The organism is Streptomyces sp. DSM 40750 (assembly GCF_024612035.1).
Classification (GTDB): domain Bacteria; phylum Actinomycetota; class Actinomycetes; order Streptomycetales; family Streptomycetaceae; genus Streptomyces.
This window is the reverse complement of record NZ_CP102513.1, coordinates 9,350,950-9,377,143: the sequence shown is the minus strand read 5'-3', so window position 1 is coordinate 9,377,143 and position 26,194 is coordinate 9,350,950. Positions and strand designations below refer to the sequence as shown.

Sequence of the window (26,194 nt, the reverse complement as noted above, 5' to 3'; positions counted from 1 at the left end):
TCCCTTCCGTGCCCGACGACGCAGGAGCACGACAGCGGACGGGGGCCGGACCGGTCCTGATCCTGGCACTGGTCCTGGCCCTCGCGGCCGTGCTGCTCACCGCCCTCCCGGACGACGACCGGGAGGGCGGCGGCACCTGCACGGCCCGTACGGTCCGGGACTGGGACCCGGACGCCTCCCTGACCGGCGAGTTCACCCGGTACGGCGACGACGCCGGCCGCACGGACGACTGGACCGGCGGCGACGGCACCCACTCGGTGCGGCTCCCGGACGGACGCGTGCTGTGGCTGTTCTCGGACACCTATCTGGGCCAGGTGTACCCACCGCCCAACCCGGTCGGCGAGTCCGTGGCGTGGCGCGACGTCTCGGCGCCCCTGGTGCGCAACTCGGCCGTGGTGATGTCGCCCTCGGGCCGTCTCCAATCCACGCTCCCGGCCCCGGTCTTCCCGGACCCCGCCCCACGGCAGTGGCGCTGGCCGGTGGCCGCCCGGGTCGAGCCCCGCTCCCCCGGCTCGGCCGAACGGGTCGTACGGGTGCTGCTGTGGACCCGTACGGCGGGACAGTCCCCGTGGATCTACGGGGTGCCGACGGCGACCGAGGTCGCCACGCTGTCGCTGCCCGATCTGCGGCTGGAGGGGATCACGACGGTGCTGGACCAGGGGTCGGTCGCCGATCCGGCCCGGCGGGTGCTGTTCGGTACGACGGCCGTGGACGCGGGCGACTGGACGTACGTCTTCGGCGGCACCGACGCCCAGGCCGCCTCCCGGCCGACCTCGCACGCGTATGTCGCCCGGGTGCCGCGCGGCCGGCTCGGGGAGCCGGGGGCGTGGGAGTACTGGGACGGCTCGCGGTGGGCGGTGCGGGGGCGGCCGGCGGCGGTGCTCGGGAACGGGGCGGACAAGGGGGTCGGGAGCGCGTTCACCGTCGTACGCGATGGTCGTACATACGTGCTGTTCACCATGGCGGCCGGGACCGCGGGGCTGACGACCGTCACCGCGTACTGGGCCTGCTCCCCCACCGGGCCCTGGCACGGGCCGACCAAGGGCTTCAGCCCGTCGCTGCCGGACGGCGGGGTCGCGGCGTACAACCCGCAGGCGCACGACGCGGTCGACGGTGACCGGCTGGTCCTCAGTTACGACGTCAACTGGCTGGACGCCGACGCGGCCTCCGCGCAGCTGAACATCACGCGGAACGTGTCCCTGTACCGACCGCGGTTCGTATCGCTTCGTCTCGCTGCTCCGTGACCGCCGGCTCCACCGGGTCCTTGGCCCGGCGTTTGGCGATGACCGCGCAGACCATGAGCTGCATCTGGTGGAACAGCATCAGCGGCAGTACGGCGAGGGAGGCCTCGGCGCCGAACAGGACGCTCGCCATGGGCAGTCCGGAGGCGAGGGACTTCTTGGAGCCGGCGAACTGGATGGCGATCCGGTCCGCCCGGTTGAAGCGCAGGGCCTTCGCGCCGTACCAGGTGAGCAGCAGCATCACCGCGAGCAGCACGGCCTCGACGACGAGCAGACCGGCGAGCCGCAGCGGGCTGCCCTGGCTCCAGATCCCGCGCACCATGCCCTCACTGAAGGCTACGTAGACGACGAGGAGGATCGAACCGCGGTCGACCAGGCCGAGGATCTGCTTGTGGCGGGTGATGAAGCCGCCCGCCCGTCTCCCACCACCACCCTGCCTGACGCGCTTCGCGCGGCCCCTCTTGATTCCGCAGCGGCGGGCGAGCTGCCCCGCGAGGAACGGCACCAGCAGTTGGAGCACGATCTTCAGCACCGAGTCCGCGGAGAAGCCGCCGACGCTGCCGCCCAGCAGGCTCGCCGCGAGCAGCGGGGTGATGACGATGCCCGCGAGGGAGGAGAAGGAGCCCGCGCAGATCGCGGCGGGCACGTTGCCGCGGGCCATCGAGGTGAAGGCGATCGACGACTGGATGGTCGACGGGACGAGGGTGAGGAAGAGCAGACCGGTGTAGAGGGAGTGGTTCAGGAACACCGGTTCGAGGCCGCGGGCGGCCAGGCCCAGCAGCGGGAAGACCACGAACGTGCAGGCCAGGACGGTGACATGCAGCCGCCAGTGCTTGAGGCCGTCCAGTGCCTCGCGGGTGGAGAGCCGGGCGCCGTAGAGGAAGAAGAGGAAGGCGATCGCCGCCGTGGACGCGCCCGACGCGACCTCGGCGGCCGAACCCCGCGCCGGGAGGAGCGCCGCGAGGCCCACTGTCCCGAGCAACAGCAGGATGTACGGGTCGATCGGCATCCAACTCGGCCACTGCAGGCGTTTCACGGTGCTCCACTTACTGGTTCGACTTACTGGTTCGACACTGACTGGTTTCGATCTTGTTCGGGCACAGAACGTGCCTCTCCATGGTCCTCCCGAACACGCCGATCGGGAATCCGGCATACCACTCTCACTGTCATCACGTTCCCCGATATCCGGGCGGGCGGTGAGCGCCTAGGCTGAGGAGCGTGTACGACCCCTCCCATCTGCGTACCTTCCTCGCCGTGGCCCAGACCCTGAGCTTCACGCAGGCCGCCCGGCGGCTGGGGCTGCGTCAGTCCACGGTCAGCCAGCATGTGCGCCGACTGGAGGACGCGACCGGCCGGCAGCTGTTCTCGCGGGACACGCACTCCGTGGAGCTGACGGAGGACGGCGAGGCGATGCTCGGCTTCGCCCGGCGGCTGCTGGAGGTGCACGAGCAGGCGACGGCGTTCTTCACCGGGACCCGGCTGCGCGGGCGGCTGCGGTTCGGCGCGTCCGAGGACTTCGTGCTCACCCGGCTCCCGGAGATCCTGGAGTCCTTCCGGCACGACCATCCCGAGGTGGACCTGGAGTTGACCGTCGAGCTGTCGGGCACGCTGCACGAGCAGCTCGCGGCGGGCAAGCTCGACCTGGTGCTGGCGAAACGGCGCCCGGAGGACCCGCGCGGTGAACCCGTCTGGACGGACCGGCTGGTGTGGATCGGCGCGGAACGGCTCCGTCTGGATCCCGACCGTCCGGTCCCGCTGATCGTCTATCCGCCGCCGGGCATCACCCGCGCGCTGGCCCTGGAGGCGCTGGAGCGCGAGGGCCGCGCCTGGCACATCGCCTGCACCAGCGGCAGTCTCAACGGCCTCATCGCGGCCGCCCGCGCCGGCCTCGGCGTGATGGCGCATTCCCGTCGTCTGGTGCCCCCCGGCCTGGTCCGCGTCCCGGAGCGGGCCGGACTGCCGGAACTCGGCGAGGTCGACTTCGTCCTCGTCCACGGCCGCCGCCCGGGAGCCGCGTCGAGCGCGGCGGACGCCCTCGCCGCGGCGATCCTCTCCGGCGGCGACCGGCTCCACGGCCGGGCGTGAGGGGCGTCAGCCGCTTGGCGGGGAGCGTGGCATGAGGGTGTGACGGGAAAGGCCGCCGTCGCGCTGTACGAATGTCGGTGCATGTTCGACCGGCACCGCTGGGGCCGGGCGTGAAGCGGCGCTTCCCGGCCCCATCGGTGCGGCGGAGGTGAGCGGTGTCGGGGTTTCCTCAGGCCAAACCGTGTTCCCGCGGCCACGGACGGTAATCGGAGCGTGCGGGTTCGGTAGAGATTACGGTGCGGGAACGGACTCCGTCGCCAGGAATTGCGCCGGATACCTCCCCGTCCGCGTCATTTTTCGGCGCCGACCCGCGCCGTGTGCAGCCATGCGCCCCCTCCGCAACCCCTCCCGCCCGTTCCCCCGGTGAGGTAGCTTTCACGCGCTGTGCGGAGCGCCACGAGGAGCGGGTTTGCGCGAGTTCACCAACCCCCCGTTGGCGTCGGCGCCGCCGGTGGGCGGCCTGGCCGACGTCGTCTTCGAGTACGCCCAGGAGGACCCGACATACATCGCGCTCGGCCGCAAGGACGAGCTGGGCGAGTGGCGTGATGTGACCTCCGCGGAGTTCCGCGACGAGGTTCTCGCGCTGGCCAAGGGCCTGCTCACGCAGGGCATCCGGTTCGGCGACCGGGTCGCCATCATGTGCCGTACGCGCTACGAGTGGACCCTCTTCGACTACGCCCTGTGGACCGTCGGCGCCCAGGTCGTCCCCGTCTACCCGACGTCCTCGGCCGAGCAGGTCTTCTGGATGCTGTACGACGCCCAGTGCACGGCGGCCATGGTCGAACACGAGGACCACGCGATGACCATCGCCACGGTCATCGACCGGCTGCCCCAGCTGCGCCGGCTCTGGCAGCTGGATGTGGGCGCGGTGCAGGAGCTGTACGAGTCGGGCGCGCACCTCGACGACGAGGTGGTGCACCGGCACCGGCGGGCGGTGACGCCCGAGTCGATCGCGACGATCATCTACACCTCCGGTACGACGGGCCGCCCCAAGGGCTGTGTCATCTCGCACGCCAACTTCATGGTCGAGGCGGACACGGTCATCGAGCGCTGGGCGCCGCTGTTCAAGTCCCGCAAGGGCGACGAGGCGGCGACGCTGCTGTTCCTGCCGCTCGCGCATGTCTTCGGGCGGATGGTGCAGGTCGCCGGGATCCGCGGGAAGGTGAAGTTCGGTCATCAGCCGCAGCTCAACGCGGCCGTCCTGCTGCCGGACCTCGCCGCCTTCAAGCCGACCTTCTTCCTCGCGGTGCCGTACATCTTCGAGAAGGTCTTCAACGCGAGCCGCCGCAAGGCCGAACGGGAGGGCAGGTCCGGCCCGTTCGAGAAGGCCGTCGAGGTCGCCGTGAAGTACGCGGACGCGATGGAGGCGAGGGCCTGGGGCATCGGGCCCGGCCCGTCGGCGGGCCTGCGGATGCAGCACCAGTTCTTCGACAAGGTCGTCTACGGCAAGATCCGGGAGGCGATGGGCGGCCGCATCAAGTACGCGATGTCCGGCGGCTCGGCGATGGACCGGCGGCTCGGGCTGTTCTTCGCGGGCGCCGGCATCCATATCTTCGAGGGGTACGGCCTGACGGAGTGCACGGCGGCCGCGACCGCCAACCCGCCGGAGCGCACCCGGTACGGCACGGTCGGCCAGGCCATCCCGGGCATGACCGTGCACATCGCGGAGGACGGCGAGATCTGGCTGCGCGGCCCCAATGTCTTCCAGGGCTACCTCAACAACCCCAAGGCCACCGACGAGACCTTGCACGAGGGCTGGCTCGCCACCGGTGACCTGGGCTCCCTCGACGAGGACGGCTATCTCACCATCACCGGGCGCAAGAAGGAGATCCTGGTGACCTCGGGCGGCAAGAGCGTCTCGCCCGCGATCCTGGAGGAGCGGGTGCGCGACCATCCGCTGGTCGCCCAGTGCATCGTCGTCGGCAACGACCGGCCGTACATCGCCGCCCTCGTCACCCTGGACTCCGAGGCCGTCGAGCACTGGCTGCAGATGCACGGCAAGCCGAAACCGGAACCGGCCGAGCTGGTGCGCGATCCGGAGCTGGAGACCGAGGTGCGGCGGGCGGTGGTCGCCGCCAACACCCTGGTCTCGCAGGCCGAGTCGATCCGTACGTTCCGGATCCTCGCGCACCAGTTCACCGAGGAGCACGGCCTGTTGACGCCTTCGCTGAAGCTGAAGCGGAAGGCGATCGAGAAGGCGTACACGACCGAGGTGGAGGCGCTGTACCGGGCGTGAGACCACTCGGGCCGGCCGTCCCCGCGGCGGTCAGACCAGTTGGTATCCCCGCATGTTCCGCAGCAGCATGTGGCAGTTCTGCAGGGAGCCCGAGGTGTCGCCGAGGGAGCGGTAGATGCCCCACTTGGGGCGCAGCCGGTCGGCGAGGAAGGTGTCGACGCCGGTGCGGGTGACGTCGACGAGGGTGGTCGAGCCCTTCTTGAGGATCCAGCGCACCGAACCTGCCGAGCCGTTGCCGACCTTGACCTGGAAGTCCACGTCGACCCAGGAGTTGTGCAGGGGTGTCAGGTCGGTGCGGCCGACGAGGATGTCGTCGATCGGCAGCTTCAGCTCGATGGTCTGCGCGCCGTTCACCCGGCGCAGGGACTGCACGACGAGGGGCGAGGTTCCGCTGCCCGGCTGCTTCATCTGCATGATGTGCGTGAAGCTGGTGGTCGCCTTCAGCGAACTCGGTAGGTACATCCCGTAGGTGACCCGCCAGGTCTGGCCCTCGGTCCAGCGCAGGAAGCCGCTCCCCGTGCGCAGGCCGGTGACCTCCTGGCGCTGGCGGTCGGTCGAGGTGTCACGGTCGACGGTGTGCATGTCGAACCGCCAGGTGTCGCCGGTGGCGTAGATGTGCGGCGCGGCGGAGGTGTGCGAGTCGGCGCGGTCGTCCTCGATGGTCTCGAAGGCGCGGAGCCCGTCGGCGTTCGCCGACGGGGACCACTTCAACTGCCAGGAGGCGGCGTGCGCGGCGGGGGCCGGGAGCCCGACGGCCGCGGCGGCGGCACCGCCGAGCGCGGCGCCGAGGAGGTTCCTTCGGGTGGGGGTCATGAGCCATCCATTCACGTATGTGACCAGAATTCACCGACGTGCGTTGCGGCAGAGGACAGACTCCATGGGTGACCGTACTCGGTCAATGGTCCAGACCGATACTCTGGAACTGCCGGGTCCATTTCCGGCCAATCTGCGATTCGGGCCGCGAGCAGTCCGCTGCTGAGGAATGCATCGCGGGCCGTGATCGTTGACGATGGGAAGCACCACCCGACGACTTAAGGATCGAGAGCTCGTGAGCAGCAAGGTCCCCCCGATCATCCTGAACAACGGCGTCGAGATGCCCCAGCTGGGCTTCGGCGTGTGGCAGGTGCCGGACGACGAGGCCGATCAGGCGGTCACGACCGCGCTGGAGGCCGGCTACCGCAGCATCGACACGGCCGCGATCTACGGAAACGAAAAGGGCACCGGCAAGGCCATCGCCGCTTCCGACGTCGCCCGCAAGGACCTCTTCGTCACCACCAAGCTCTGGAACAGCGATCAGGGCTACGACTCCACCCTGCGCGCCTTCGACGAGTCCCTGGAGAAGCTCGGCCTGGAGTACGTGGACCTGTATCTGATCCACTGGCCACTGCCGGCCCGGGGCACGTTCGTCGACACGTACAAGGCGTTCGAGAAGCTGTACGCCGACGGCCGCGTGAAGTCCATCGGTGTCTCCAACTTCCTTCCGGAGCACCTGGAGACGCTGATCGAGGCCACGAACGTCATCCCGGCCGTCAACCAGATCGAGCTCCACCCGCATCTGCAGCAGCACGCGTCCCGCGAGTACCACGCCGAGCAGGGCATCGCCACCGAGGCCTGGTCGCCGCTCGGCCAGGGCCAGGGCCTCCTGGAGGTCCCGGCGATCATCGCGATCGCGCAGAAGCACGGCCGCACCCCGGCCCAGGTCGTCCTGCGCTGGCACCTCCAGCTGGGCAACGTGGTCATCCCCAAGTCCGTGACCCCGTCCCGCATCAAGGAGAACATCGAGGTCTTCGACTTCTCCCTGGACACGGAGGACATCGCCGCGATCAGCGCGCTGAACGAGGACCGGCGGATCGGCCCGGACCCGGTGACCTTCAACCAGGCCTGAGACGGGGCCCACGGCTGACGCCTGCTCGCGGAGAGCACGGAGAGCACGGAGACCGCCCGCCGGATGAGTTCCGACGGGCGGTCTCGTGCGTCCGCGAACGGGCCTGATCCCGGTTCCTGACGGCCGTGGCCGTGGTCTCAGTCCCTGACGACCCGTGGTCTCAGACCCTGACGGGCCCGTGGTCTCAGTCCCTGACGGCCCGTGGTCTCAGACCGGCTGCCCGATCGGTCGTACGACCACGGTGTTGATGTCGACTCCGGCCGGTTGCCGGATCGCCCAGACGACGGAGTCGGCGATCTGGTCGGCGGTGAGGAGATGGCCGGGCGGGAGGCTGCCGTAGGCGTCCCAGAAGGGGGTCTCCACACGGCCGGGCGCGATCAGGGTCACGCCGACACCCCACTCGGTGACCTGTCGCCGGGTGTTCTCGGCGAGCCCGGTCACGGCCCACTTCGTGGCCCCGTAGATGTTGCCGGGCCCGTGGATGAAACCGGCGACGCTGCCGACCAGCATGATCCGCCCCCGGGTCTCCTTGAGGGCGTCGATGGCGGCCCGGATGAGCAGGGCCGGGCCCAGCACATTGGTCAGCACCATCTCCGTCCACCCGGCGGGGTCCCCCTCGGCGACGGTGTCGTGCGTGCCGAACCCGGCGTTGGCGAGGACGGTGTCGATCCGCCCGAACTCCTTCAGCGTGGCGTCCACCGCCGCCTGGACGTCCGCGTACTCGGCCGCGTTCCCCGGAAGGGTCAACAGCCCTTCCGGCTCGCCGAGTTCGGCGGCGAACGCACGCAACCGCTCCTCCCTGCGCCCGGTGACGGCCACCCGGTGACCGTCGTCGAGCAACCGCCGGGCGACGGCGGCTCCGATACCGGTGCCGCCGCCGGTGATGAGCGCGACTGGTGCCTCGGACATGACTACCCCCATAGAACTCCGGTCGGCCGTCCGGACTCTGGCCGACGAGGGGAGTCCACCACTTGAAGCGCTCTCGAAGTCAAGGGCCGCCGGGCGAGGCCCACCCCGACGTCACAACTGGGCCACGTGGACCGTGTGGGCCGCGAGGACGAAGAGGTCCGCGCGGTGGTGCAGGCTCGACTTGTCGTCGGGGTCGAGGAGGCGGTCGATGGTGGAGAGGTCGGAGGCGTCGAGGAAGTCCGCGAGAATTCCCCGGCCGCGCTGGAACGAGGCAAGGGCGTAGGCGCGGGCGGCTTCCGGCACCGGGGCCGGGATGTCGAGGAGGAAGGTGCGCGATGTGGCGCCGCGCAGGCCCGCGGCGGTGAGCAGGCCCGGCCAGTCCTCGGTCTCCGCGACGCTGCCGGGCAGCGCCGCCCGCATCTCGGCGAACCACAGCTCCTCCGCCGCGTCGATCCGGGACTGCAGTCCGGGGCGGCCGATGCCGATGACACGCGGCAGGAAGCGGCTGGGCAGGCCGCCCTCGACGAGCGCCAACGTGCCGCCGGGTGCGAGGCGTTCGGCGAAGGCGGCGAGAGCCGCGCGCTGGTCGCCGAGGTGGTGCAGGCTGCGGCTCGCCCAGATCAGATCGGCGGGGTACTCCAAGTCACCGAGCCCGTCCGGGAGTTCTGCCTCCAGGATGCCGAACCGGTCGGCGATCCCCAGGCGTTCGGCGCGGGCGCGGGCCCGCTCCAGCAGGGGCCCCGAGCCGTCCAGGGCGACGACCCGGGCGCCCGGGAACTCGTCGGCCAGCAGACAGCTCACCACCCCCGGGCCGCTGCCGACGTCGACGACCAGCCCCGGCTCGGGCTGCCGTTCGGCCACCCAGGCCGCGGCCTGCCGGTTCAGCGGCGCGAAGAGCTCGGCCTGTCCCTCCAGATGATCGGCCAGCTCGGCCCAGTCGATGTCGGTGTCATCGTGATGCCCGTGCCCGTGCCCGTGGCCGTGGCCGTGCTCCTGCTGCCCCTGGCCGTGGTGGTGCTGTCCCATGACGGTGAGCCTCTCTTCCGGGTGCCGTCAGCCTGCTCCGACGCACCCGAGAACGGCTACTTCTCTTGCCGTCTCGGCAAATTCTCCATGCCGATTCAGTCGTTTGCCGCCACCCGATAGATACACACGTTCGCGCCCGTGCCGCTGGTGGCCGTGGAGACCAGTTCCAGGGTGTGCTTGGCGCCGTCGTCGGGGAAGATCGTCTTTCCGCCGCCGAGGATGACCGGCATGACGATCAGGACGAGCTCGTCGGCCAGGCCCTCGTGGAGAAGCGTGCGGGCGAGGGTCGGACTGCCCATGACGAGCAGGTCGCCACCGTCGGTCTCGCGGAGCTTGCGGATGTGGGCGACGGCCTCCTCGCCCGGGATGCGCGTGGTGTTGTTCCAGGTCAGCTCGGAGTCGGCGAGCGTGGCGGACACGACGTACTTACGGATGGAGTTCATCCGGTCGGCGAAGGGGTCGCCCGCCCGGTCGGGCCATGCCCCGGCCATCGCCTTCCATGTGCGGCGCCCGTACAGCAGCGCGTCCGCCTTGTTCAACGCGGCGTCCCACGCGCCGCCCACGATCTCCGGGTCGAAGAAGGGGGACGTCCAGCCGCCGTGGGCGAACCCGCCCTCGGTGTCCTCGTCGGGGTGGCCGGGCGCCTGCACGACACCGTCCAGGCTCATGAACGCGCAGATCACGATACGCATGGGTCTCTCCTCGTCCTCTCACGGGCTTACCGCGATGAAGACCGCCGCGGCGCCCGGAACTCATCGCACCACCCACCTCCGCCATCGTGACGTGGCTCACACGACGACGCCACCGAAGCGAGGACTCTTCGGCGGCGGAGTTCCCGCTCCGCCAGGGGCCGGGGAAGCATGACTGACCCCTGGCGGACCGGTTCACCCGAGGGTGCTCACAGCGCGGGGTACGCGTTCTGCATCAGCTGCTGGAACTGGGCGGAGAACCAGTGCCCGGACAGCGGCGAATTCGGCAGGGCGCCGGACATGTTGTTGTTGTTGCGCGGGTTGCCCGTGTACGTCGGGTCGCACATGCGGTCGAAGCCCTTGCCCTCGTCGTTCTCGATGAACTGGCTGGAACCGTCGGACTCCCCCGGCGGCTTCATCCACACGTAGGCGTCGATCCCGGCCGCCGGGGCGGCCTGCGGGCGCTCGCCGAGACCCGCTCCGGACTGGTTGCACCAGTTGCCGGTGTTGAAGCGGCGGTCGTAGCGCCCGCCGTCGACGTACGTGTCGACGCTGGTCGTCGCGCCCGGTCCGGTGGGCCGTGCGGTGCCGCCCCAACCGTTGCGGGAGGTGTCGATCAGCATGCCGATGTTCGAGTTGAAGCCGACCGAGACCAGCTGGTTGCGGAAGGCCTGCGCGAAGGACAGCTCGTCGACGTAGCGGTTCCAGTCGACCCACTTCGACTCGCGGACCGACTTGCCGGCCACGTTGTCGTTGATGGTGAAGTTGTTCTCCTTCAGGGCGCTGTAGTTCGCCGTGTTGGTGATGAAGCCGTGGACGTCGTTCACCGTGGCGCCCTCGGCGGTCGCCGCCTCCTTGAAGGTGGTCGCGGAGGCACCGAAGTTGTCGTCCCAGCCGATCCAGCCGTGGTGGCCGGCGTCGACGTAGTTGTAGACGTTCCCCACGTCACCGAGCTTGTTGAGCGCGTAGCCGACGCCCTTGACGTAGTTGCCGTTGGTCTTCATCACATCGCACTCGGGAGTGGCCGTCGGGCGGCTGCCGGTGTTGGTGACGAGGTTGGGCAGCGAGTCGATCTCGACGGTCGTGACGATGCGCAGGGAGGCGTACTTCGGGTCGGCGAGGATCGCCTTGATCGGGTCGATGTACTGCGTCTTGTACTTGTCGATCTCCGTGGGACCCAGCTCGCCGTTGGAGGCGAGGGCCGCGCAGTCACGGCCGGGCAGGTTGTAGATGACCAGCTGGACGACGAGCTGGTCGGAGCCCTTCTGCCGCAGCGCCTCGTCGAGGTGGTCGCGCAGCCCCATGTTGTTGCCCACGCCCTCGATGGCGGCGGTCCGGTCCAGCCACACACCTGTGGGCTGGCTGGAGATCCGGCTGCCGCCCGGCTCGGCGGCGGCCTTCGCGGACCACTCGGGGTTCACGTACACCTTGGCGCCGGAATACGGGTTGTCGACCCTCGCGTTCGGCGTGCCCGGGTCCGGCGGATCCGTGGGTCCGCTGCCGCCGTCGTCGACGTTGCAGGTCACGCCGTCGAGCGTGAAGGTCGTCGGGAGGGCGTTGGTGCCGCTGTGGGTGGCGTTGAAGCCGAAGCTGACCGAACCGCCGGTCGCCAGCGTGCCGTTGTACGTCTCGTTCGCGGCGGTCACCGATGTGCCGCTCTGCGTGATCCGGGCGTTCCAGCCGTTGGTGACCGTCTGGTTGCCCGCGTACGACCACTTAACGGACCACGACGACTTCGCGGCGCTGTTGTTGGTGATCGTGACGGCGGTGGTGAAGCCGGTGGACCACTGGTTCTGCACCTTGTAGTCGACCGTGCAGGGGATCGCCTTGGCGCCGACGTCGTCGGGGACGGCCGCGATCGCGGTCCCGGCGGCGCCGGCGACCAGCGCCATCGCCGCGAGCAGTGCTGTTCTGGTACGGCTCATGAGTGCGGGTTCCTCTTCCGTAGTGGGGTGTACGAGGAGGAGTCGTCGCGCTGTCGCCGAGGCGAGTAAAAGACCTGAACGCTGGGGGGTGTTCTCTGAGCGTCCCTCGCAGCTCGGACGCGCCTGGGGCGAACGCGTCGACTGATGGAACCGCTCCCACTGGTGTGGGTGAAGGTAGCGCCAAGTGACGGTAAAAGACAGAGGTGTTGCGTTATTGCGCGGGACGAATCTTTTCGTTTCATCGAATCTTTTCGACTCTTCAAGCACCTTGACCCCTTGCACCCCGCTCCTCAATATGGGAGCGCTCCCACTGGTTCAAGGCTTGTTGTTGCTGCTCCGCCCCCACCTTCGTAAGAGCCGCACGGAAGGAACCAGAGCATGCACCCCAGACGGAGACGCCGTGCCACGCGGCGCCTGTGGACCGCCGTGGTCGCGGCCCTCGCCCTGCCCTTGACGATGCTGAGCACGGGTTCGACTCCCGCCAGTGCGGCGGCAGTTGCCTGCAACGTCGATTACAAGACCAGTGACTGGGGCTCGGGTTTCACCGCCGAGCTCACGATCAGCAACCGGGGCACCGAGGCCATCAGCGGCTGGACCCTGACGTACGACTACGCGGGCAACCAGACGCTCACCAACGGCTGGAGCGGCACCTGGTCGCAGTCCGGCAAGACGGTGACGGCTCGGAACGCGTCCTGGAACGGCACGATCGCCGTCGGGGCCGCGGTGACCACCGGCGCCCAGTTCACGTACAGCGGTACGAACGCGGCGCCGACCGGCTTCGCGATCAACGGCACCGCCTGTGTCGGGGCCCATCAGCCACCGATCACGGTGCTGACCAGCCCGGCCCCGGGCGCGGTGTACTCGCAGGGTGACGCGGTGCCGATGGCGGCCACCGCCGCCGCGGCGGACAACGCGACGATCTCCAAGGTCGAGTTCTACGACGACACGACGCTGCTGGGCACGGACACGACGTCGCCGTACACGTTCTCGGCCACCGGTCTGTCCGTGGGCAGTCACTCGCTGGTGGCCAAGGCGTACGACAGCCTCGGCGCCTCCGCGGACTCCACGCCGGTCGGCATCACGGTCGCCTCGGGTCCCGCCGTGGTGGTCTCGCCGACCCAACTGGGCGTGATGCAGGGCGAGTCGGGCACGTACGACGTGAAACTTTCGACACAGCCGTCGGGCAGTGTGACGGTGACGACCGCGCGGACGTCCGGCAACACCGGGCTCTCCGTGACGGGCGGCGCGTCGCTGACCTTCACGTCGTCGAACTGGAACACCGCGCAGAAGGTGACCATCGGCGCCAACGGCTCCGGCACCGGTTCGGCGGTCTTCGAGTCGACGGCCACCGGACACGCCAAGGCCGCGGTGACCGTGACGCAGCTGGCGGCGGCGGGCGAGTACGACGCCCGCTTCCTGGAGCTGTACGGCAAGATCACCAACCCGGCGAACGGCTACTTCTCCCCCGAGGGCATCCCGTACCACTCGGTGGAGACGCTGATCGTCGAGGCGCCGGACCACGGCCATGAGACCACGTCGGAGGCGTACAGCTACCTCCTGTGGCTCCAGGCCATGTACGGCAAGGTCACGGGCGACTGGTCCAAGTTCAACGGCGCCTGGGAGATCATGGAGAAGTACATGATCCCGACCCGCGCCGACCAGCCGACCAACTCCTTCTACACGGCGAACAAGCCGGCGACGTACGCCCCGGAGCACGACACCCCCAACGAGTATCCGGCGCAGCTCAACACCGGTGTCTCGGTCGGTCCGGACCCCATCGCCGCCGAGCTGAAGAGCGCGTACGGCACGGACGACGTCTACGGCATGCACTGGCTGCAGGACGTCGACAACGTCTACGGCTACGGCAACTCGCCCGGCAAGTGCGAGGCGGGCCCGACGGACACCGGCCCGTCGTACATCAACACCTTCCAGCGCGGACCGCAGGAGTCCGTGTGGGAGACCGTCCCGCAGCCCACCTGCGACCAGTTCAAGTACGGCGGCACGAACGGGTACCTGGACCTGTTCACCGGTGACGCCTCGTACTCCAAGCAGTGGAAGTTCACCAACGCCCCCGACGCCGACGCGCGTGCCGTGCAGGCCGCGTACTGGGCGGACATCTGGGCCAAGGAGCAGGGCAAGGGCGCCGATGTCTCCGCGACCATCGGCAAGGCCGCGAAGATGGGCGACTATCTGCGCTACTCGATGTACGACAAGTACTTCAAGAAGATCGGGAACTGCGTGGGCGCCACGTCCTGCCCGGCCGGCACCGGCAAGGACGCCTCGCACTACCTGATGTCCTGGTACTACGCGTGGGGCGGTGCCACCGACACGAACGCCGGCTGGGCCTGGCGCATCGGCTCCAGCCACACGCACGGCGGCTACCAGAACCCGCTGGCCGCCCACGCCCTCGCCAACTACGCCCCGTTGAAGCCCAAGTCGACGACCGGGCAGGCGGACTGGGCCACGTCCCTGAACCGGCAGATCGAGTTCTACCGCTGGCTGCAGTCCAACGAGGGCGGCATCGCGGGCGGCGCCACCAACAGCTGGGCGGGGCGGTACGCCACTCCCCCGGCCGGGACACCGACCTTCTACGGCATGTTCTACGACGAGAAGCCGGTGTACCACGACCCGCCGTCCAACCAGTGGTTCGGCTTCCAGGCGTGGTCCATGGAGCGCGTCGCCGAGTACTACCAGCAGACGGGCAACGCGAACGCCAAGACGGTCCTCGACAAGTGGGTCGACTGGGCGCTGTCCAAGACGACGATCAATCCGGACGGCACGTACCGGATTCCGTCCACGCTCCAGTGGTCCGGTGCGCCCGACACCTGGAACGCGTCGAGTCCCGGCGCCAACGCGGGACTTCACGTCACCGTCGCCGACTACACCGACGACGTGGGGGTGGCGGCCGCGTACGCCAAGACCCTGACGTACTACGCCGACCGCTCCGGTGACGCCGACGCGGCCCGGGTCGCGAAGGCGCTGCTCGACGGCATGTGGGACCACCATCAGGACGGGCTCGGTGTCGCCGTTCCGGAGACCCGCGCGGACTACAACCGGTTCGACGACCGGGTGTACGTGCCGAGTGGGTGGACCGGGACCATGCCGAACGGGGACCCCATCAACGCGTCGTCGACCTTCGATTCGATCCGGTCGTTCTACGAGGACGATCCCGCGTGGTCGAAGATCGAGGCGTATCTCGCCGGTGGGGCCGCGCCGTCGTTCACGTATCACCGGTTCTGGGCTCAGGCGGATATTGCCTTGGCCATGGGTTCGTACGCGGAGCTCCTGGAATAGAGCCGCCAAGGTCGTATGACGGCTGACGGCCGTCTGTGGCTGGTCGCGCCCACGCGGCGGTAGCCGCACATGGACACAGCCCCGCGCCCCTTGCGGGCGCGGGGTTGCTGTGCCCTTTTCTGAGAACTTCCCCCACTCGTCAGGAGAGGACCCCCACGTTGCGAAGAACCCGCACCCTCACCACCGTCCTGGCCCTCGCGGCCGGCCTTCTCGCCGGATCCCCACCCGCGTTGGCCGCTGACAGGGCCGAGAAGTCGGTGTCCATCGCCGCCGACACCTACACCTGGAAGAACGCCCGTATCGACGGCGGCGGCTTCGTGCCCGGCATCGTCTTCAACCGCGAGGAGCAGGACCTCGCGTACGCCCGTACGGACATCGGCGGGGCCTACCGCTGGGTGGAGTCGTCGAAGACATGGACCCCGCTGCTCGACTCGGTCGGCTGGGACGACTGGGGGCACACGGGTGTCGTGAGCCTGGCCTCCGACTCGGTCGACCCCGACAAGGTGTATGTGGCGGCCGGTACGTACACGAACAGCTGGGACCCGGGGAACGGGGCGGTCCTTCGGTCGTCCGACCGGGGTGCCAGCTGGCAGAAGAGCAACCTGCCCTTCAAGCTGGGCGGGAACATGCCTGGCCGGGGCATGGGCGAGCGGCTGGCCGTGGACCCGAACCGGAACAGCGTGCTGTACCTGGGCGCGCCGAGCGGGAAGGGGCTGTGGCGGTCGACGGACTCGGGGGTCACCTGGGCGCAGGTGACGAACTTCCCCAACGTCGGCAACTACGTGGCCGACCCGTCCGACGCCAGCGGGTACTCCAGCGACAACCAGGGCATCGTCTGGGTCACCTTCGACGAGTCGACGGGCACGTCGGGGAACGCGACGAAGACCCTCTACGTCGGCGTCGCCGACAAGGACAACGCGGTCTACCGCTCGACGGACGCGGGCGCGACCTGGTCGCGGGTGGCCGGGCAGCCGACCGGCTATCTGGCCCACAAGGGCGTCCTCGACGCGACGAACGGCCATCTGTATCTGTCGTACAGCGACAAGGGCGGGCCGTACGACGGCGGCAAGGGCCAGTTGTGGCGGTACGCGACCGCGACGGGCACCTGGACGAACATCAGCCCGGTGGCGGAGGCCGACACGTACTACGGCTTCAGCGGGTTGACGGTCGACCGTCAGGATCCGGGGACGGTCATGGCCACGGCGTACAGCTCCTGGTGGCCGGACACCCAGATCTTCCGCTCGACGGACAGCGGCGCCACGTGGACCAAGGCCTGGGACTACACGTCGTATCCGAATCGCTCGAACCGCTACACGATGGATGTGTCGTCGTCGCCCTGGCTGACCTGGGGGGCGAACCCGTCGCCGCCCGAGCAGTCACCGAAGCTCGGCTGGATGACGGAGGCGCTGGAGATCGACCCGTTCGACTCCAACCGGATGATGTACGGGACGGGAGCGACGATCTACGGCACGGAGAACCTGGGTAACTGGGACAGCGGCGGCCAGTTCACCATCAAGCCGATGGTGCGGGGCCTGGAGGAGACGGCCGTCCTGGACCTCGCCTCTCCCCCGTCCGGCGCCCCGTTGCTGAGCGCCCTCGGGGACATCGGCGGCTTCCGGCACACGGATCTGACGAAGGTCCCGTCGATGATGTTCACCTCGCCGAACTTCACGACGACGACCAGCCTGGACTTCGCGGAGTCCAACCCGAACACGGTCGTCCGGGTCGGCAACCTGGACTCGGGCCCGCACATCGCCTTCTCCACGGACAACGGCGCCAACTGGTTCGCGGGCACCGACCCGTCGGGCGTGAGCGGCGGCGGTACGGTCGCGGCGGCCTCGGACGGCAGCCGGTTCGTGTGGAGCCCGGCGGGCGCGGGCGTGCAGTACACGACGGGCTTCGGAAATTCGTGGTCGGCGTCGAGCGGCATCCCGGCCGACGCGATCGTGGAGTCGGACCGGGTGGACCCGAGGACCTTCTACGGCTTCAAGTCCGGGAAGTTCTACGTCAGTACGGACGGCGGCGCGACCTTCACCGCGTCGAGCGCCACCGGCCTTCCCAGCGGCGACAGAGTCCGCTTCAAGGCGCTGCCCGGTGTGAAGGGCGACGTATGGCTGGCCGGCGGCGCGACGGACGGCGCGTACGGCCTGTGGCACTCGACGGACGGCGGCGCCACCTGGACCAAGCTGTCGGGCGTCGAGCAGGCCGACACGATCGGCTTCGGCAAGGCGGCGACGGGAGCCTCGTACCAGACCCTCTACACCAGCGCCAGGATCGGCGGCGTACGCGGCATCTTCCGCTCGACGGACAAGGGCGCGAGCTGGACGCGGATCAACGACGATGCCCATCAGTGGGGTTGGACGGGCGACGCGATCACGGGTGACCCCCGGATCTACGGCCGGGTGTACATCTCCACGAACGGCCGCGGGGTCATCTACGGCGACTCCTCCGACACGGGCGGCGGCAGCGGCGGTACGGATCCGGACCCCGGGCCTGGGCCGACGGGGGCCTGCGCGGTGACGTACAAGGTCACCAACGAGTGGTCGGGCGGCTTCCAGGCGGATGTGCGACTGTCCAACACGGGCACGAGCGCGTGGACCGGCTGGTCCCTCGGCTGGACCTTCCCGAACGGCCAGACCGTCGCCCAGCTCTGGAACGCCGACCACACACAGTCGGGTTCGGCGGTCACGGCCAGGAACATCGGCTGGAACGGCAATGTGGCGGCGGGTTCGTCGGTGAGCTTCGGCTTCACCGGCAGTTGGTCGGGGACGAACGGCAAACCGACCGCGTTCAAGCTCGGTGACCAGTCCTGCACGGTGACCTGACACTCCGGGCAGGACGAGGAGAGGGTGCGCGCCCGGGTCGGGCGCGCACCCTCTTCGAGCCACGTACACCTCGATATATAGACATGTTCATGACTGGCATGGAAAGTGGTTCCACACTGTTCTGCGCACGACTCGCCCGGAAGCCGCCGCAGAAGGAGCCCCTGTGCCGAACCACAGCCGAGTCACGCGTCGCCTCAGCCTGAAGACCGTCCTCGCCGCGGCGGTCCTGCTGCCCCTGTTCCGCACCGGGGTGTCCGCCGAACCCGCCGCCGCGGCGGAAGAACCCGTCAGCCCCCGTCTCGACCTGATGTCGTTCAATCTGCGCTACGCGAGCACCACCCGGCCCAACAGCTGGGCCGTGCGCAGGCCGGTGATGCGCGCACTGCTGCGGCAGGAGGCGCCCCATGTCATCGGTACCCAGGAAGGCCTCCACCAGCAGCTCCTCGACATCGAGGCCGACCTCGGCGCGAACTACCGCTGGATCGGCGCCGGACGCGCGGGCGGCAACCGGGACGAGTTCATGGCGGTCTTCTACGACACCCGCCGGCTCGCGCCCGTCGAGTACCAGCACTTCTGGCTCTCCGACACCCCGGAGGTGCCCGGCTCGAACACCTGGGGCGGCGGCTCCATCCGCATGGTCACCTGGGTCCGGTTCCGCGATCTGCGGGACGGCGGCGGACAGTTCTACGTCCTCAACACCCACCTCGACAACCTCAGCCAGTACGCCCGCGAGCGTTCCGCGGCGCTGATCGCCCAGCGCATCGCCGGGTTCGACCAGTCGCTCCCCCTCGTCGTCACCGGTGACTTCAATGTCGCGGCCCACAAGAACCCGGTCTACGACACGATGCTGGGTGCCGGACTCGTCGACACCTGGGACACGGCGGCCGAGCGCGGTGAGCTGTACGCGACCTTCCACGGCTACCGGCCGCTGACGCCCGGCGGCGACCGTATCGACTGGATCCTGGCCACGCCGGAGGTCACGGCGCACCGGGCCGCGATCAACACCTTCTCCCTGAACGGGCAGTTCCCCAGCGACCATCTGCCCGTACAGGCCTCGCTGACCCTGGGCTGAGCGAGGGGATCCGTCAAGGTCCGTCGGCGGGCCGGGTGGTGCCCGGCCCGCCGACGGACCGGTCGTCCTACGGTGTGTACACCGTAGGCCTGGGCGCCGTCGGCATCCCGTCGCCGATGAAGAAACCGGTGTGCGGGGGCTGGTTGTAGGCCGTGTTCTGCCAGGCCAGGCCCGTGCGGTACATCGGGTCGTGGAGCAGGGTCGTGATCTTGGTGCTGGTCTCGATCGGGGTCGAGTAGATCCGCAGGGCCGTGTTGCCGCTGGTGCGCCAGACGACCTCTTCACGCCAGTCGCCGAGGATGTCGCCGGACAGGGCGGGGGTGGCCTTGGTGCCGTTGTTGGAGGAGACCCCGGAGCCGGTCAGCAGGCGGGTGTCGGAGGATGTGCCGTATTTGTCGATCCGGGTGCCGTCGAGGAGTTCGCGGACCGGGTCGCCGTCCCACCAGGAGAGGAAGTTGACGGAGGAGGGCTCGCGGCCCTTCGTCGCGCCCGCCTCGTCGCGGATGGACGTGTCGGAGGCGGACCACATCTCCGGGCCGTCGTTGCCGGCGTGGATGTCCCCGGCCACGCCCCGGCCGTTGTCGCAGCAGGCGGCGAGCTGCCAGCGAACGGCCCCGTTCGCCGGGTTGATGTACAGCTCGGCGGGCTGGGAGGTGGACTCGGAGACCTTGAAGTACTCCAGGCCCGAGGTGGACGGGTCGAGGTCACCCAGGTGCTGCGCGTCCCCGTGGCCCGTCCTGGTGGTCCACAGGGCGTTGCCGTTGTCGTCCACGGCCATCGCGCCGTACACGATCTCGTCCTTGCCGTCGTTGTCGACGTCACCGACGGAGAGGCTGTGCGAGCCCTGCCCGTCATAGCCCCGGCCGCTGTTGGTGGAGGCGTTGGTGTCGAAGGTCCAGCGGCGGGTGAAGGAGCCGCCCCGCCAGTCCCAGGCGGCGATCACCGTACGGGTGTAGTAGCCGCGCGCCATGATCAGGGAGGGGCGGGCGCCGTCCAGGTACGCCGTCCCGGCGAGGAAGCGGTCCACACGGTTGCCGTACGAGTCGCCCCAGGACGAGACCGTGCCCCGGGCCGGGACGTAGTCGACGCTCTGCATCGCCCTGCCGGTCTGGCCGTTGAACATGGTCAGGTACTCGGGGCCGGACAGGATGTAGCCGCTGGAGTTGCGGTGGTCGGCGGAGGAGCTGCCGATGACCGCGCCGGTGCCGTCGACCGTGCCGTCCGCCGTCTTGGCGGCGATCTCGGCCTTGCCGTCGCCGTCGTAGTCGTACACCTGGAACTGCGTGTAGTGCGCGCCCGAGCGGATGTTGCGGCCCAGGTCGATGCGCCACAGGCGGGTGCCGTCGAGCTTGATCCCGTCGATGATCGTGTTGCCCGTGTAGCCGGACTGGGAGTTGTCCTTGGCGTTCGTCGGCTGCCACTTCAGGACGAACTCCAGCGCGCCGTCGCCGTCGAGGTCACCCACGGAGGCGTCGTTCGCCTCGTAGGTGTACGCGACGCCGTCCGGGGTGGTCCCGCCTGCGGGCGCGCTGATCGGCACGTCCTTGTAGCCGGTGCGGAGTTGGACCGCGTGCACCGAGTCGCCCTGCTCCACACCGCCCACGATCGCGCGGACCGTGTAGTCGGCCTGGGCGGGGGCGCCGGAGTGGAAGTAGTTGGTGGAGCCGGTGACCGGCGTCGAGTTGACCTTCGTGCCGGCCCGGTAGACGTTGAACGACACGTCGTTCGGGTCGGTGCCCAGCCAGCGCCAGCTGACCAGGTTGCCGCTGTCGACGTGCACACTGACCACGCCCCGGTCGAGGGCCTCGACCTGACGGGCGGTGGCGGCCTCGGCGGGCGTGCCGGTGAACGTGGTGAGTCCGACGGCGACGAGGGCCGCTGTCACAACCGAGCGCAGGGCTCGGCGTCTGTGGTGCCTCTGCGGGTGCTGCACGTGACGAACCTCCAGAAAGGACGGACGGGTTCCGCACTCTCAGTCGCCGCCGTCCCTGGCCACGTTGCCGTGTCTTTCGGCCAGTTCGGCCACGGTCCGGGCCGTTCTTCCGCGCAGCTCGGCCGGTTCCAGCACCTCGATGTCAGCGCCCGGACGCAGGAACTCACCGTGCGCGCGCCCGACCGACTCGATGGGCACTCCGGCCGTGGTCCACCCGCCGTCCCCTGTGCCCCCGTCGACACCAGCACCGCCCCGGAGAGGGTCACGCCCGGCGCCAGCCGCGCTCAGACCTTGCGGAACGCCCGCAGCGTGAACTCCGGGTCCGGGCGCGCCCGGTCCTGGTCGGGCAGCGCCGCGAGCCGTACCGCGAAGTCGTCGGCGAGAGGGTCGCCGGGCGGGAGGGTGACGAACCAGCCGCGGCGCAGGTCGGTGACGGTGCGGCGGGGGCTGCGGCCCTGGCCGCGTCCTCGAAAGCGGGCCTGTCCGGCTGCGCGCAGGCCGTGTTCGTCGGCGTACTTCTCTATGGCCGCGGCGGTGTCCATGACCGGCGCCCGGGGGCGCGGGGCGAGAACGGCGTCGATGTCGCTGCCCACGTTGTGGGAGGCGGCCTTGTCGACGGTGGTGACGTAGACGCCACCGGGGCGGAGCACGCGGGCGCACTCGCCGACCACGGTCCGTACGTCGTCGGGGCCGCCCAGCAGATGCAGCAGCCACACGCTGGTCACGGCGTCGAACCCCCCGTCACGGAACGGGAGTCGGCGGCCGTCGCCGATCACGACGGAGCCGGGCAGCCGGGCGGCGGCCCGGCTCGCCATCGCGTACGTGAGGTCGACGCCCGCGACCCGCATCCCGTCCCGCTCGGCCGCGAACCGCCGGGTCACGATCCCGGTGCCGCACGCGATGTCCAGCAGATTGCGGGTGCCCTCGGGGACGAGGCCGAGTACGGCGCGGGCGGCGGCCTCGGCCCGGGGCTCGCCGCCGCGCAGGACGTCGTAGTCGCCGGCCTCCTTGTCGTAGTCCAGCACCCGCCTCAGCCCGCCCCGTGGCCGGGCGCGAGCGCCTCCACCCTGCGGGCCAGCTCGAAGTCCTTCTCCGTGACGGCGCCGCCCGCGCTGTGCGTGCTGATGGTCAGCGAGACGGTGTTGTAGCCGAGGGTGAGGTCGGAGTGGTGGCCGAGCTCCTCCTGCGTCTGGGCGATGTGCACGACCATCGCGGTCGCCGCGAAGTGCGAGCCCAGCCGGTAGGAGCGGGCGATCCGGCCCCCGTCCAACGACCAACCGGGCAGCTCCGCCAGCCGGTCCTCGATCTCCTTCTGCGACAAGGGTTCGACGGGCATGGCCGACTCCTTCCGAGACGTCCCCTCCGTGACGTGCGGTCCCTCCCAGCCTGCCACAGCCCGGCCGCCGAGTCCCTGGTCAGGCGGTTCGCGACCGGATCCGTCCGTACGGGGTCAGTGGTCAGATCCGTACGCACTCCGCCGCGAAGTCGTCCGCCAGCACGGTGATCGCGGCGCGGCCCTCCGTCGCCGCCACCCACTCCTGGGGCAGGCCGTGGTCGCCGTAGTGGGCGCCGAGGATGTTGCCGCAGATGGAGCCGGTGGAGTCGCTGTCGCCGGAGTGGTTGACCGCGAGGAGCAGGGCCTCGGAGACACTGTGCGTCGCGAGGGCGCAGTACAGGCCCATGCCGAGGGCCTCCTCCGCGACCCAGCCGGCGCCGAGGGACTCGACCTTCTCGGCCGTGGGCGCGCCTTCGGCGGCCAGGTCGAGGGCGCGGGTCAGGGCGTTGGTGGTCTCCTCGTGGCCCGGGTGACGGGCGAGCAGCCGCAGGGTGCGCAACACGGCGCCCTCCAGGGACTCGTCGGCCATCAGGTACGCGACGATCGCGGCCAGGGCGCCGGCGGCGTAGTACCCCGTGGGGTGGCCGTGGGTCATCCGGGCGCCTTGCACGGCCCGCTCGAACGCGGTCTCGGCCGGGACGCGGGCCAGCCCGAAGGGGGCCGAGCGCATGACTGTGCCGCAGCCCTTGGAGTCCGGGTTGACCGGCCCGGGCCGCCCCGGCGGGACGGCCGGTTCGGCGTGGTACGGCTGGGCGAGGCCGGACAGGCAGGCGTTGCCGGGGGCGCGGCGGGCGTACAGCCAGCGCTGGGCGGCGAGGCCGGAGACGGCGCGCGGGTCGGGGCCGGACTGCCGCTGGGTGTCGAGCCAGCGGCCGTAGGCGCCCCGGACCAGGTCGGACCAGGCGCCGTCGACGCCCCTGAGCCGCTCGTGCTCGTGGGCCTGGTGGAGCCCCTCGACGGTGAAGAGGGTCATCTGGGTGTCGTCACTGACCCGGCCCACGACGCCCTCGCCGTCCGGCACGAGCCCGGTCACGCCGCGGTCGCCGTGCGTGGACCGGATGACCGGCAGCGAGGCGAACTCGATCGGATAGCCGAGCGCGTCCCCGACCGCGCCGCCCAGCAGGCACCCTCGTACCCGTGCCCGGTAGACGGCCGTCGCCTCCCAGGACGGGTTCCACGGGTTGTACACGCGCCACTCCTCGATCGCCTCGGCTACGTTTCTTCGTATGACCATTGTCCCGACCGGCACCTCGGGCCGTCCCACCACCCCTCCCGACCAGGGCGTGGGCCCGCTGTTGCGGGCCTGGCGGGAGCAACGGCGGGTCAGCCAGCTGGAGTTGTCGCTGCGCGCCGGTTCCTCCGCCCGGCACATCAGCTTCGTCGAGACGGGTCGTTCCCGCCCGAGCGAGGAGATGGTGCTGCGGCTCGCCGAGCACCTGGACGTACCGGTACGGGAGCGCAACGCGCTGCTCCTCGCGGCCGGTTACGCCCCGCGCTACCCGGAGACCCCGCTGGACGACCCGGCGATGGCCGCCCTGCGCGAGGGCATGGAGCGGCTGATCCAGGGCTACGAGCCGTATCCGGCGCTGGTGATGAACGCGACGTACGACGTCATGGCCGCCAACCGTGGCATCGCCATGCTGCTGGACGGCGTCCCCGAGTCGCTGCTCGTGCCGCCGCTCAACGCGATGCGGCTGACCCTCCACCCCGAGGGCCTGGCGCCGCGCATCCAGAACCTGCGCGCCTGGCGCGGGCACCTGCTGGAGCAGATGGAACGCCAGGTCGCGCTGCACCGCTCGAAGCCGCTGCGCACGCTGTACGAGGAGGTGGCGGGGTACCCGCTGCCGCCGGGGACACCCGACGCCGAGCCCGGCGAGGGTCCCGGTGCGGAGGCGAGTACCTACTTCGCGCTGCCGATGCGGATCGAGCACGAGGGCCGGGTGCTCTCCTTCATCTCATCGGTCTCGACGTTCAATACGCCCATGGACGTGACCGTGTCCGAGCTGGCCATCGAGACGTTCCTCCCGGCCGACCCGGCGACGGTCAAGTACCTTCACTCACTGATCGCCTGACGCCCGCTCAGGCCGCCGATCAGTTCCCGGTCGCCCGTACGGCGATGTACTGGACCGCCGCGAATCCGGCCACGGTCAGCGCCTGGAGCAGCGTCCACACCGCGCCCGCCGTGCTCGGCGTCAGCCACACGAGCAGGGCGACGAGGCTGAGGGCCGTCCAGGCGAGGTTGGCGTCGATCACGGCCCGTACGGGCAGCACGGGCGGACGTTCGCGCGAGGCCAGCAGGCCGACGCCGGCCGCGTACACCGCGAGAAAGACGCCGAGCGCGACAAGCAGTCCGGAGTCGACGCCGAGGAACCGGCCGAGCGGTCCGGCCGCGAAGAGATAGGCGAGCCCGTTCGCTCCGGTCACCACGGCGTCCACGGCCAGGAAGCGGCGCAGCATGGTCCGGGGGTCGGTGGTCCGGGCGAGCAGGGCGAGCTGGGTCGTGGACGCGGACATGGACATGGCAAATCACTCTCCGTCGAGGTCGCAGTCGGGATATCCGGCGGAGGGCCGGGAGGGCAGCCGCAAGGACGGCGGCGGAACACGGTCCCGGTTCCCGGACCGGAGCGCGTCGGCCCGGAACCCGTGACATCACCTTGCCGGGCGGGGTGTGCGGCGGTCGATTACCTCCGAAGTCATGGCATCCCCTACCCTGTGGGGTCGTCGCGGCGGAGGGTCGCCGGAATCGACGCGTCGATCTCTCCGGGGAGCGGGAAATCCGAGGCATCCCGTTCCGGCCGTCCCCGTGAGATGTCCACCGGAACATGACAGACTGTTCGCATACTTCGGCGCGTGGGGAGGCGTGGCGTGAGTGAGCGGCGGGCCGCGCCCACCGTGGGTCAGGTGGTGCTCGGAAGACGGCTGCAGGAACTGCGCGAGGCCGCCGGGCTCAAGCGTGAGGAGGCGGCACGCGTCCTGCGGGTGGCCCCGGCGACCGTACGGCGCATGGAGACCGCCGATGTCTCGCTCAAGATCCCGTACGTCCAGGTCCTGCTGACGACGTACGGCGTCGCGGAGCACGACGTCGCCGCCTTCGTGACGCTGGCCGAGGAGGCGAACAAGCCCGGGTGGTGGCAGCGGTTCCACGATGTGCTGCCCGACTGGTTCAGCGTGTACGTCAGCCTTGAGGGTGCGGCGCATCTGATCCGGCAGTACGAGCCGCACTTCGTGCCGGGGATGCTGCAGACGGAGGAGTACGCGCGGGCCGTGATGGAGGCCGGGACGGTCGGCCAGACGGGGCCCGAGACGATCGATCGCCATGTGTCGCTGCGGATGGCCCGGCAGAAGCTCCTCACCCAGGAGAAACCTCCGCACCTCTGGGTCATCATGGACGAGACGGCCCTGATGCGTCCGGTGAGCATCCGCTCCCAGGTGATGCGCGACCAGATCGACCGGCTTCTGAAGATCACCGAGAAGGACCACGTCACCCTCCAGGTCGCCGAGTTCGCCAGCGGGCCCCACCCGGGTACGTACGCCCCCTTCTCCCTCTTCCGCTTCGCCGAACCCGAACTCCCCGACATGGTCTACACCGAGTACCTCACCGGCGCCCTCTACCTCGACTCCCGCGGCGAGGTCGCCCTGCACCTCGAGGTCCTCGACCACATGGCCGCGCACGCGGCGTCCGCCGAGCACACGAGAGAGATCCTGGAGCGCTACCGCGACACGTACTGAGGCCCGGCC

The 26,194-nt window shown here is 70.0% G+C and carries 21 protein-coding genes; 9 read left to right on the top strand and 12 right to left on the bottom strand.

Annotation, left to right across the window (positions count from 1 at the left end):
* Positions 1-8 precede the first annotated feature (8 nt).
* A complete protein-coding gene (locus JIX55_RS41105) occupies positions 9-1,244 on the top strand; it encodes a hypothetical protein (RefSeq protein ID WP_257568289.1) in 1,236 nt (411 codons plus the stop codon).
* Here JIX55_RS41105 and JIX55_RS41100 read toward each other — a convergent pair.
* Positions 1,183-2,250 (bottom strand): bile acid:sodium symporter family protein, encoded by a 1,068-nt coding sequence (locus tag JIX55_RS41100; protein WP_443046747.1) that lies wholly within the window; start codon positions 2,248-2,250, stop codon positions 1,183-1,185. The two genes, JIX55_RS41105 and JIX55_RS41100, sit on opposite strands and share 62 nt — an antisense overlap.
* A 209-nt stretch (positions 2,251-2,459) precedes the next feature.
* On the opposite strand from JIX55_RS41100, the gene JIX55_RS41095 reads away from it, so the two are divergent.
* A complete protein-coding gene (locus tag JIX55_RS41095; protein ID WP_257568287.1) occupies positions 2,460-3,326 on the top strand; it encodes a LysR substrate-binding domain-containing protein in 867 nt (288 codons plus the stop codon).
* Between the two features lie 409 nt (positions 3,327-3,735).
* A complete protein-coding gene (locus JIX55_RS41090) occupies positions 3,736-5,562 on the top strand; it encodes an AMP-dependent synthetase/ligase (protein ID WP_257568286.1) in 1,827 nt (608 codons plus the stop codon).
* A gap of 30 nt (positions 5,563-5,592) precedes the next feature.
* Here JIX55_RS41090 and JIX55_RS41085 read toward each other — a convergent pair whose 3' ends face one another.
* Positions 5,593-6,375 (bottom strand): polysaccharide lyase, encoded by a 783-nt coding sequence (locus JIX55_RS41085; protein ID WP_257568285.1) that lies wholly within the window; start codon positions 6,373-6,375, stop codon positions 5,593-5,595.
* A 235-nt stretch (positions 6,376-6,610) separates the two neighbouring features.
* Here JIX55_RS41085 and JIX55_RS41080 point away from each other — a divergent pair, with 235 nt between their 5' ends.
* Complete coding sequence (locus JIX55_RS41080; protein WP_306820083.1) at positions 6,611-7,447, top strand: aldo/keto reductase; 837 nt, start codon at positions 6,611-6,613, stop codon at positions 7,445-7,447.
* Positions 7,448-7,654: 207 nt separating this feature from the next.
* Here JIX55_RS41080 and JIX55_RS41075 read toward each other — a convergent pair whose 3' ends face one another.
* The 4 genes from JIX55_RS41075 to JIX55_RS41060 all read right to left on the bottom strand — a co-directional run bounded on the left by JIX55_RS41075 (position 7,655) and on the right by JIX55_RS41060 (position 11,996).
* Positions 7,655-8,356 carry an SDR family oxidoreductase gene (locus JIX55_RS41075; protein WP_257568284.1) on the bottom strand — a complete coding sequence of 234 codons (702 nt, stop codon included), beginning with the start codon at positions 8,354-8,356 and terminating at the stop codon, positions 7,655-7,657.
* 111 nt (positions 8,357-8,467) lie between these two features.
* On the bottom strand, positions 8,468-9,382 hold the full coding sequence (locus JIX55_RS41070; protein WP_257568283.1) for a class I SAM-dependent methyltransferase: 915 nt from the start codon (positions 9,380-9,382) through the stop codon (positions 8,468-8,470).
* Positions 9,383-9,477: 95 nt separating this feature from the next.
* Positions 9,478-10,074, bottom strand: coding sequence for a dihydrofolate reductase family protein (locus JIX55_RS41065; protein WP_257568282.1), 597 nt, complete (start codon positions 10,072-10,074; stop codon positions 9,478-9,480).
* Between the two features lie 206 nt (positions 10,075-10,280).
* Positions 10,281-11,996, bottom strand: a complete 1,716-nt coding sequence (locus JIX55_RS41060; RefSeq protein WP_257568281.1) for a glycoside hydrolase family 6 protein — start codon at positions 11,994-11,996, stop codon at positions 10,281-10,283.
* Positions 11,997-12,374: 378 nt separating this feature from the next.
* Between JIX55_RS41060 and JIX55_RS41055 the strand changes: the two genes are divergently transcribed.
* The 3 genes from JIX55_RS41055 (at position 12,375) to JIX55_RS41045 (ending at position 19,187) form a co-directional block, all read left to right on the top strand.
* Entirely contained in the window at positions 12,375-15,290 is a 2,916-nt protein-coding gene (locus JIX55_RS41055) for a glycoside hydrolase family 48 protein (RefSeq protein WP_257568280.1), read from the top strand.
* Positions 15,291-15,448: 158 nt separating this feature from the next.
* A complete protein-coding gene (locus tag JIX55_RS41050; RefSeq protein WP_257568279.1) occupies positions 15,449-18,115 on the top strand; it encodes a cellulose binding domain-containing protein in 2,667 nt (888 codons plus the stop codon).
* A gap of 163 nt (positions 18,116-18,278) precedes the next feature.
* A complete protein-coding gene (locus tag JIX55_RS41045; RefSeq protein WP_257568278.1) occupies positions 18,279-19,187 on the top strand; it encodes an endonuclease/exonuclease/phosphatase family protein in 909 nt (302 codons plus the stop codon).
* 67 nt (positions 19,188-19,254) lie between these two features.
* Here JIX55_RS41045 and JIX55_RS41040 read toward each other — a convergent pair whose 3' ends face one another.
* The 5 genes from JIX55_RS41040 to JIX55_RS41020 form a co-directional block, all read right to left on the bottom strand.
* Complete coding sequence (locus JIX55_RS41040) at positions 19,255-21,120, bottom strand: rhamnogalacturonan lyase (protein WP_257568277.1); 1,866 nt, start codon at positions 21,118-21,120, stop codon at positions 19,255-19,257.
* 39 nt (positions 21,121-21,159) lie between these two features.
* Entirely contained in the window at positions 21,160-21,318 is a 159-nt protein-coding gene (locus JIX55_RS41035; RefSeq protein WP_257568276.1) for a hypothetical protein, read from the bottom strand.
* A gap of 86 nt (positions 21,319-21,404) precedes the next feature.
* Positions 21,405-22,145, bottom strand: coding sequence for a class I SAM-dependent methyltransferase (locus JIX55_RS41030; protein WP_257568275.1), 741 nt, complete (start codon positions 22,143-22,145; stop codon positions 21,405-21,407).
* A gap of 5 nt (positions 22,146-22,150) precedes the next feature.
* Entirely contained in the window at positions 22,151-22,456 is a 306-nt protein-coding gene (locus tag JIX55_RS41025) for a 4a-hydroxytetrahydrobiopterin dehydratase (RefSeq protein ID WP_257568274.1), read from the bottom strand.
* A gap of 121 nt (positions 22,457-22,577) precedes the next feature.
* Positions 22,578-23,690, bottom strand: coding sequence for an ADP-ribosylglycohydrolase family protein (locus JIX55_RS41020; RefSeq protein ID WP_257568273.1), 1,113 nt, complete (start codon positions 23,688-23,690; stop codon positions 22,578-22,580).
* Here JIX55_RS41020 and JIX55_RS41015 point away from each other — a divergent pair.
* Positions 23,683-24,528 carry a helix-turn-helix domain-containing protein gene (locus JIX55_RS41015; protein WP_257568272.1) on the top strand — a complete coding sequence of 282 codons (846 nt, stop codon included), beginning with the start codon at positions 23,683-23,685 and terminating at the stop codon, positions 24,526-24,528. The two genes, JIX55_RS41020 and JIX55_RS41015, sit on opposite strands and share 8 nt — an antisense overlap.
* A gap of 19 nt (positions 24,529-24,547) precedes the next feature.
* On the opposite strand, the gene JIX55_RS41010 is transcribed toward JIX55_RS41015, so the two are convergent.
* Positions 24,548-24,976: a hypothetical protein gene (locus tag JIX55_RS41010; RefSeq protein WP_257568271.1), complete on the bottom strand. Its 429-nt coding sequence runs from the start codon at positions 24,974-24,976 to the stop codon at positions 24,548-24,550.
* Between the two features lie 345 nt (positions 24,977-25,321).
* On the opposite strand from JIX55_RS41010, the gene JIX55_RS41005 reads away from it, so the two are divergent.
* Complete coding sequence (locus tag JIX55_RS41005) at positions 25,322-26,185, top strand: helix-turn-helix domain-containing protein (RefSeq protein WP_257568270.1); 864 nt, start codon at positions 25,322-25,324, stop codon at positions 26,183-26,185.
* Positions 26,186-26,194: the final 9 nt, after the last annotated feature.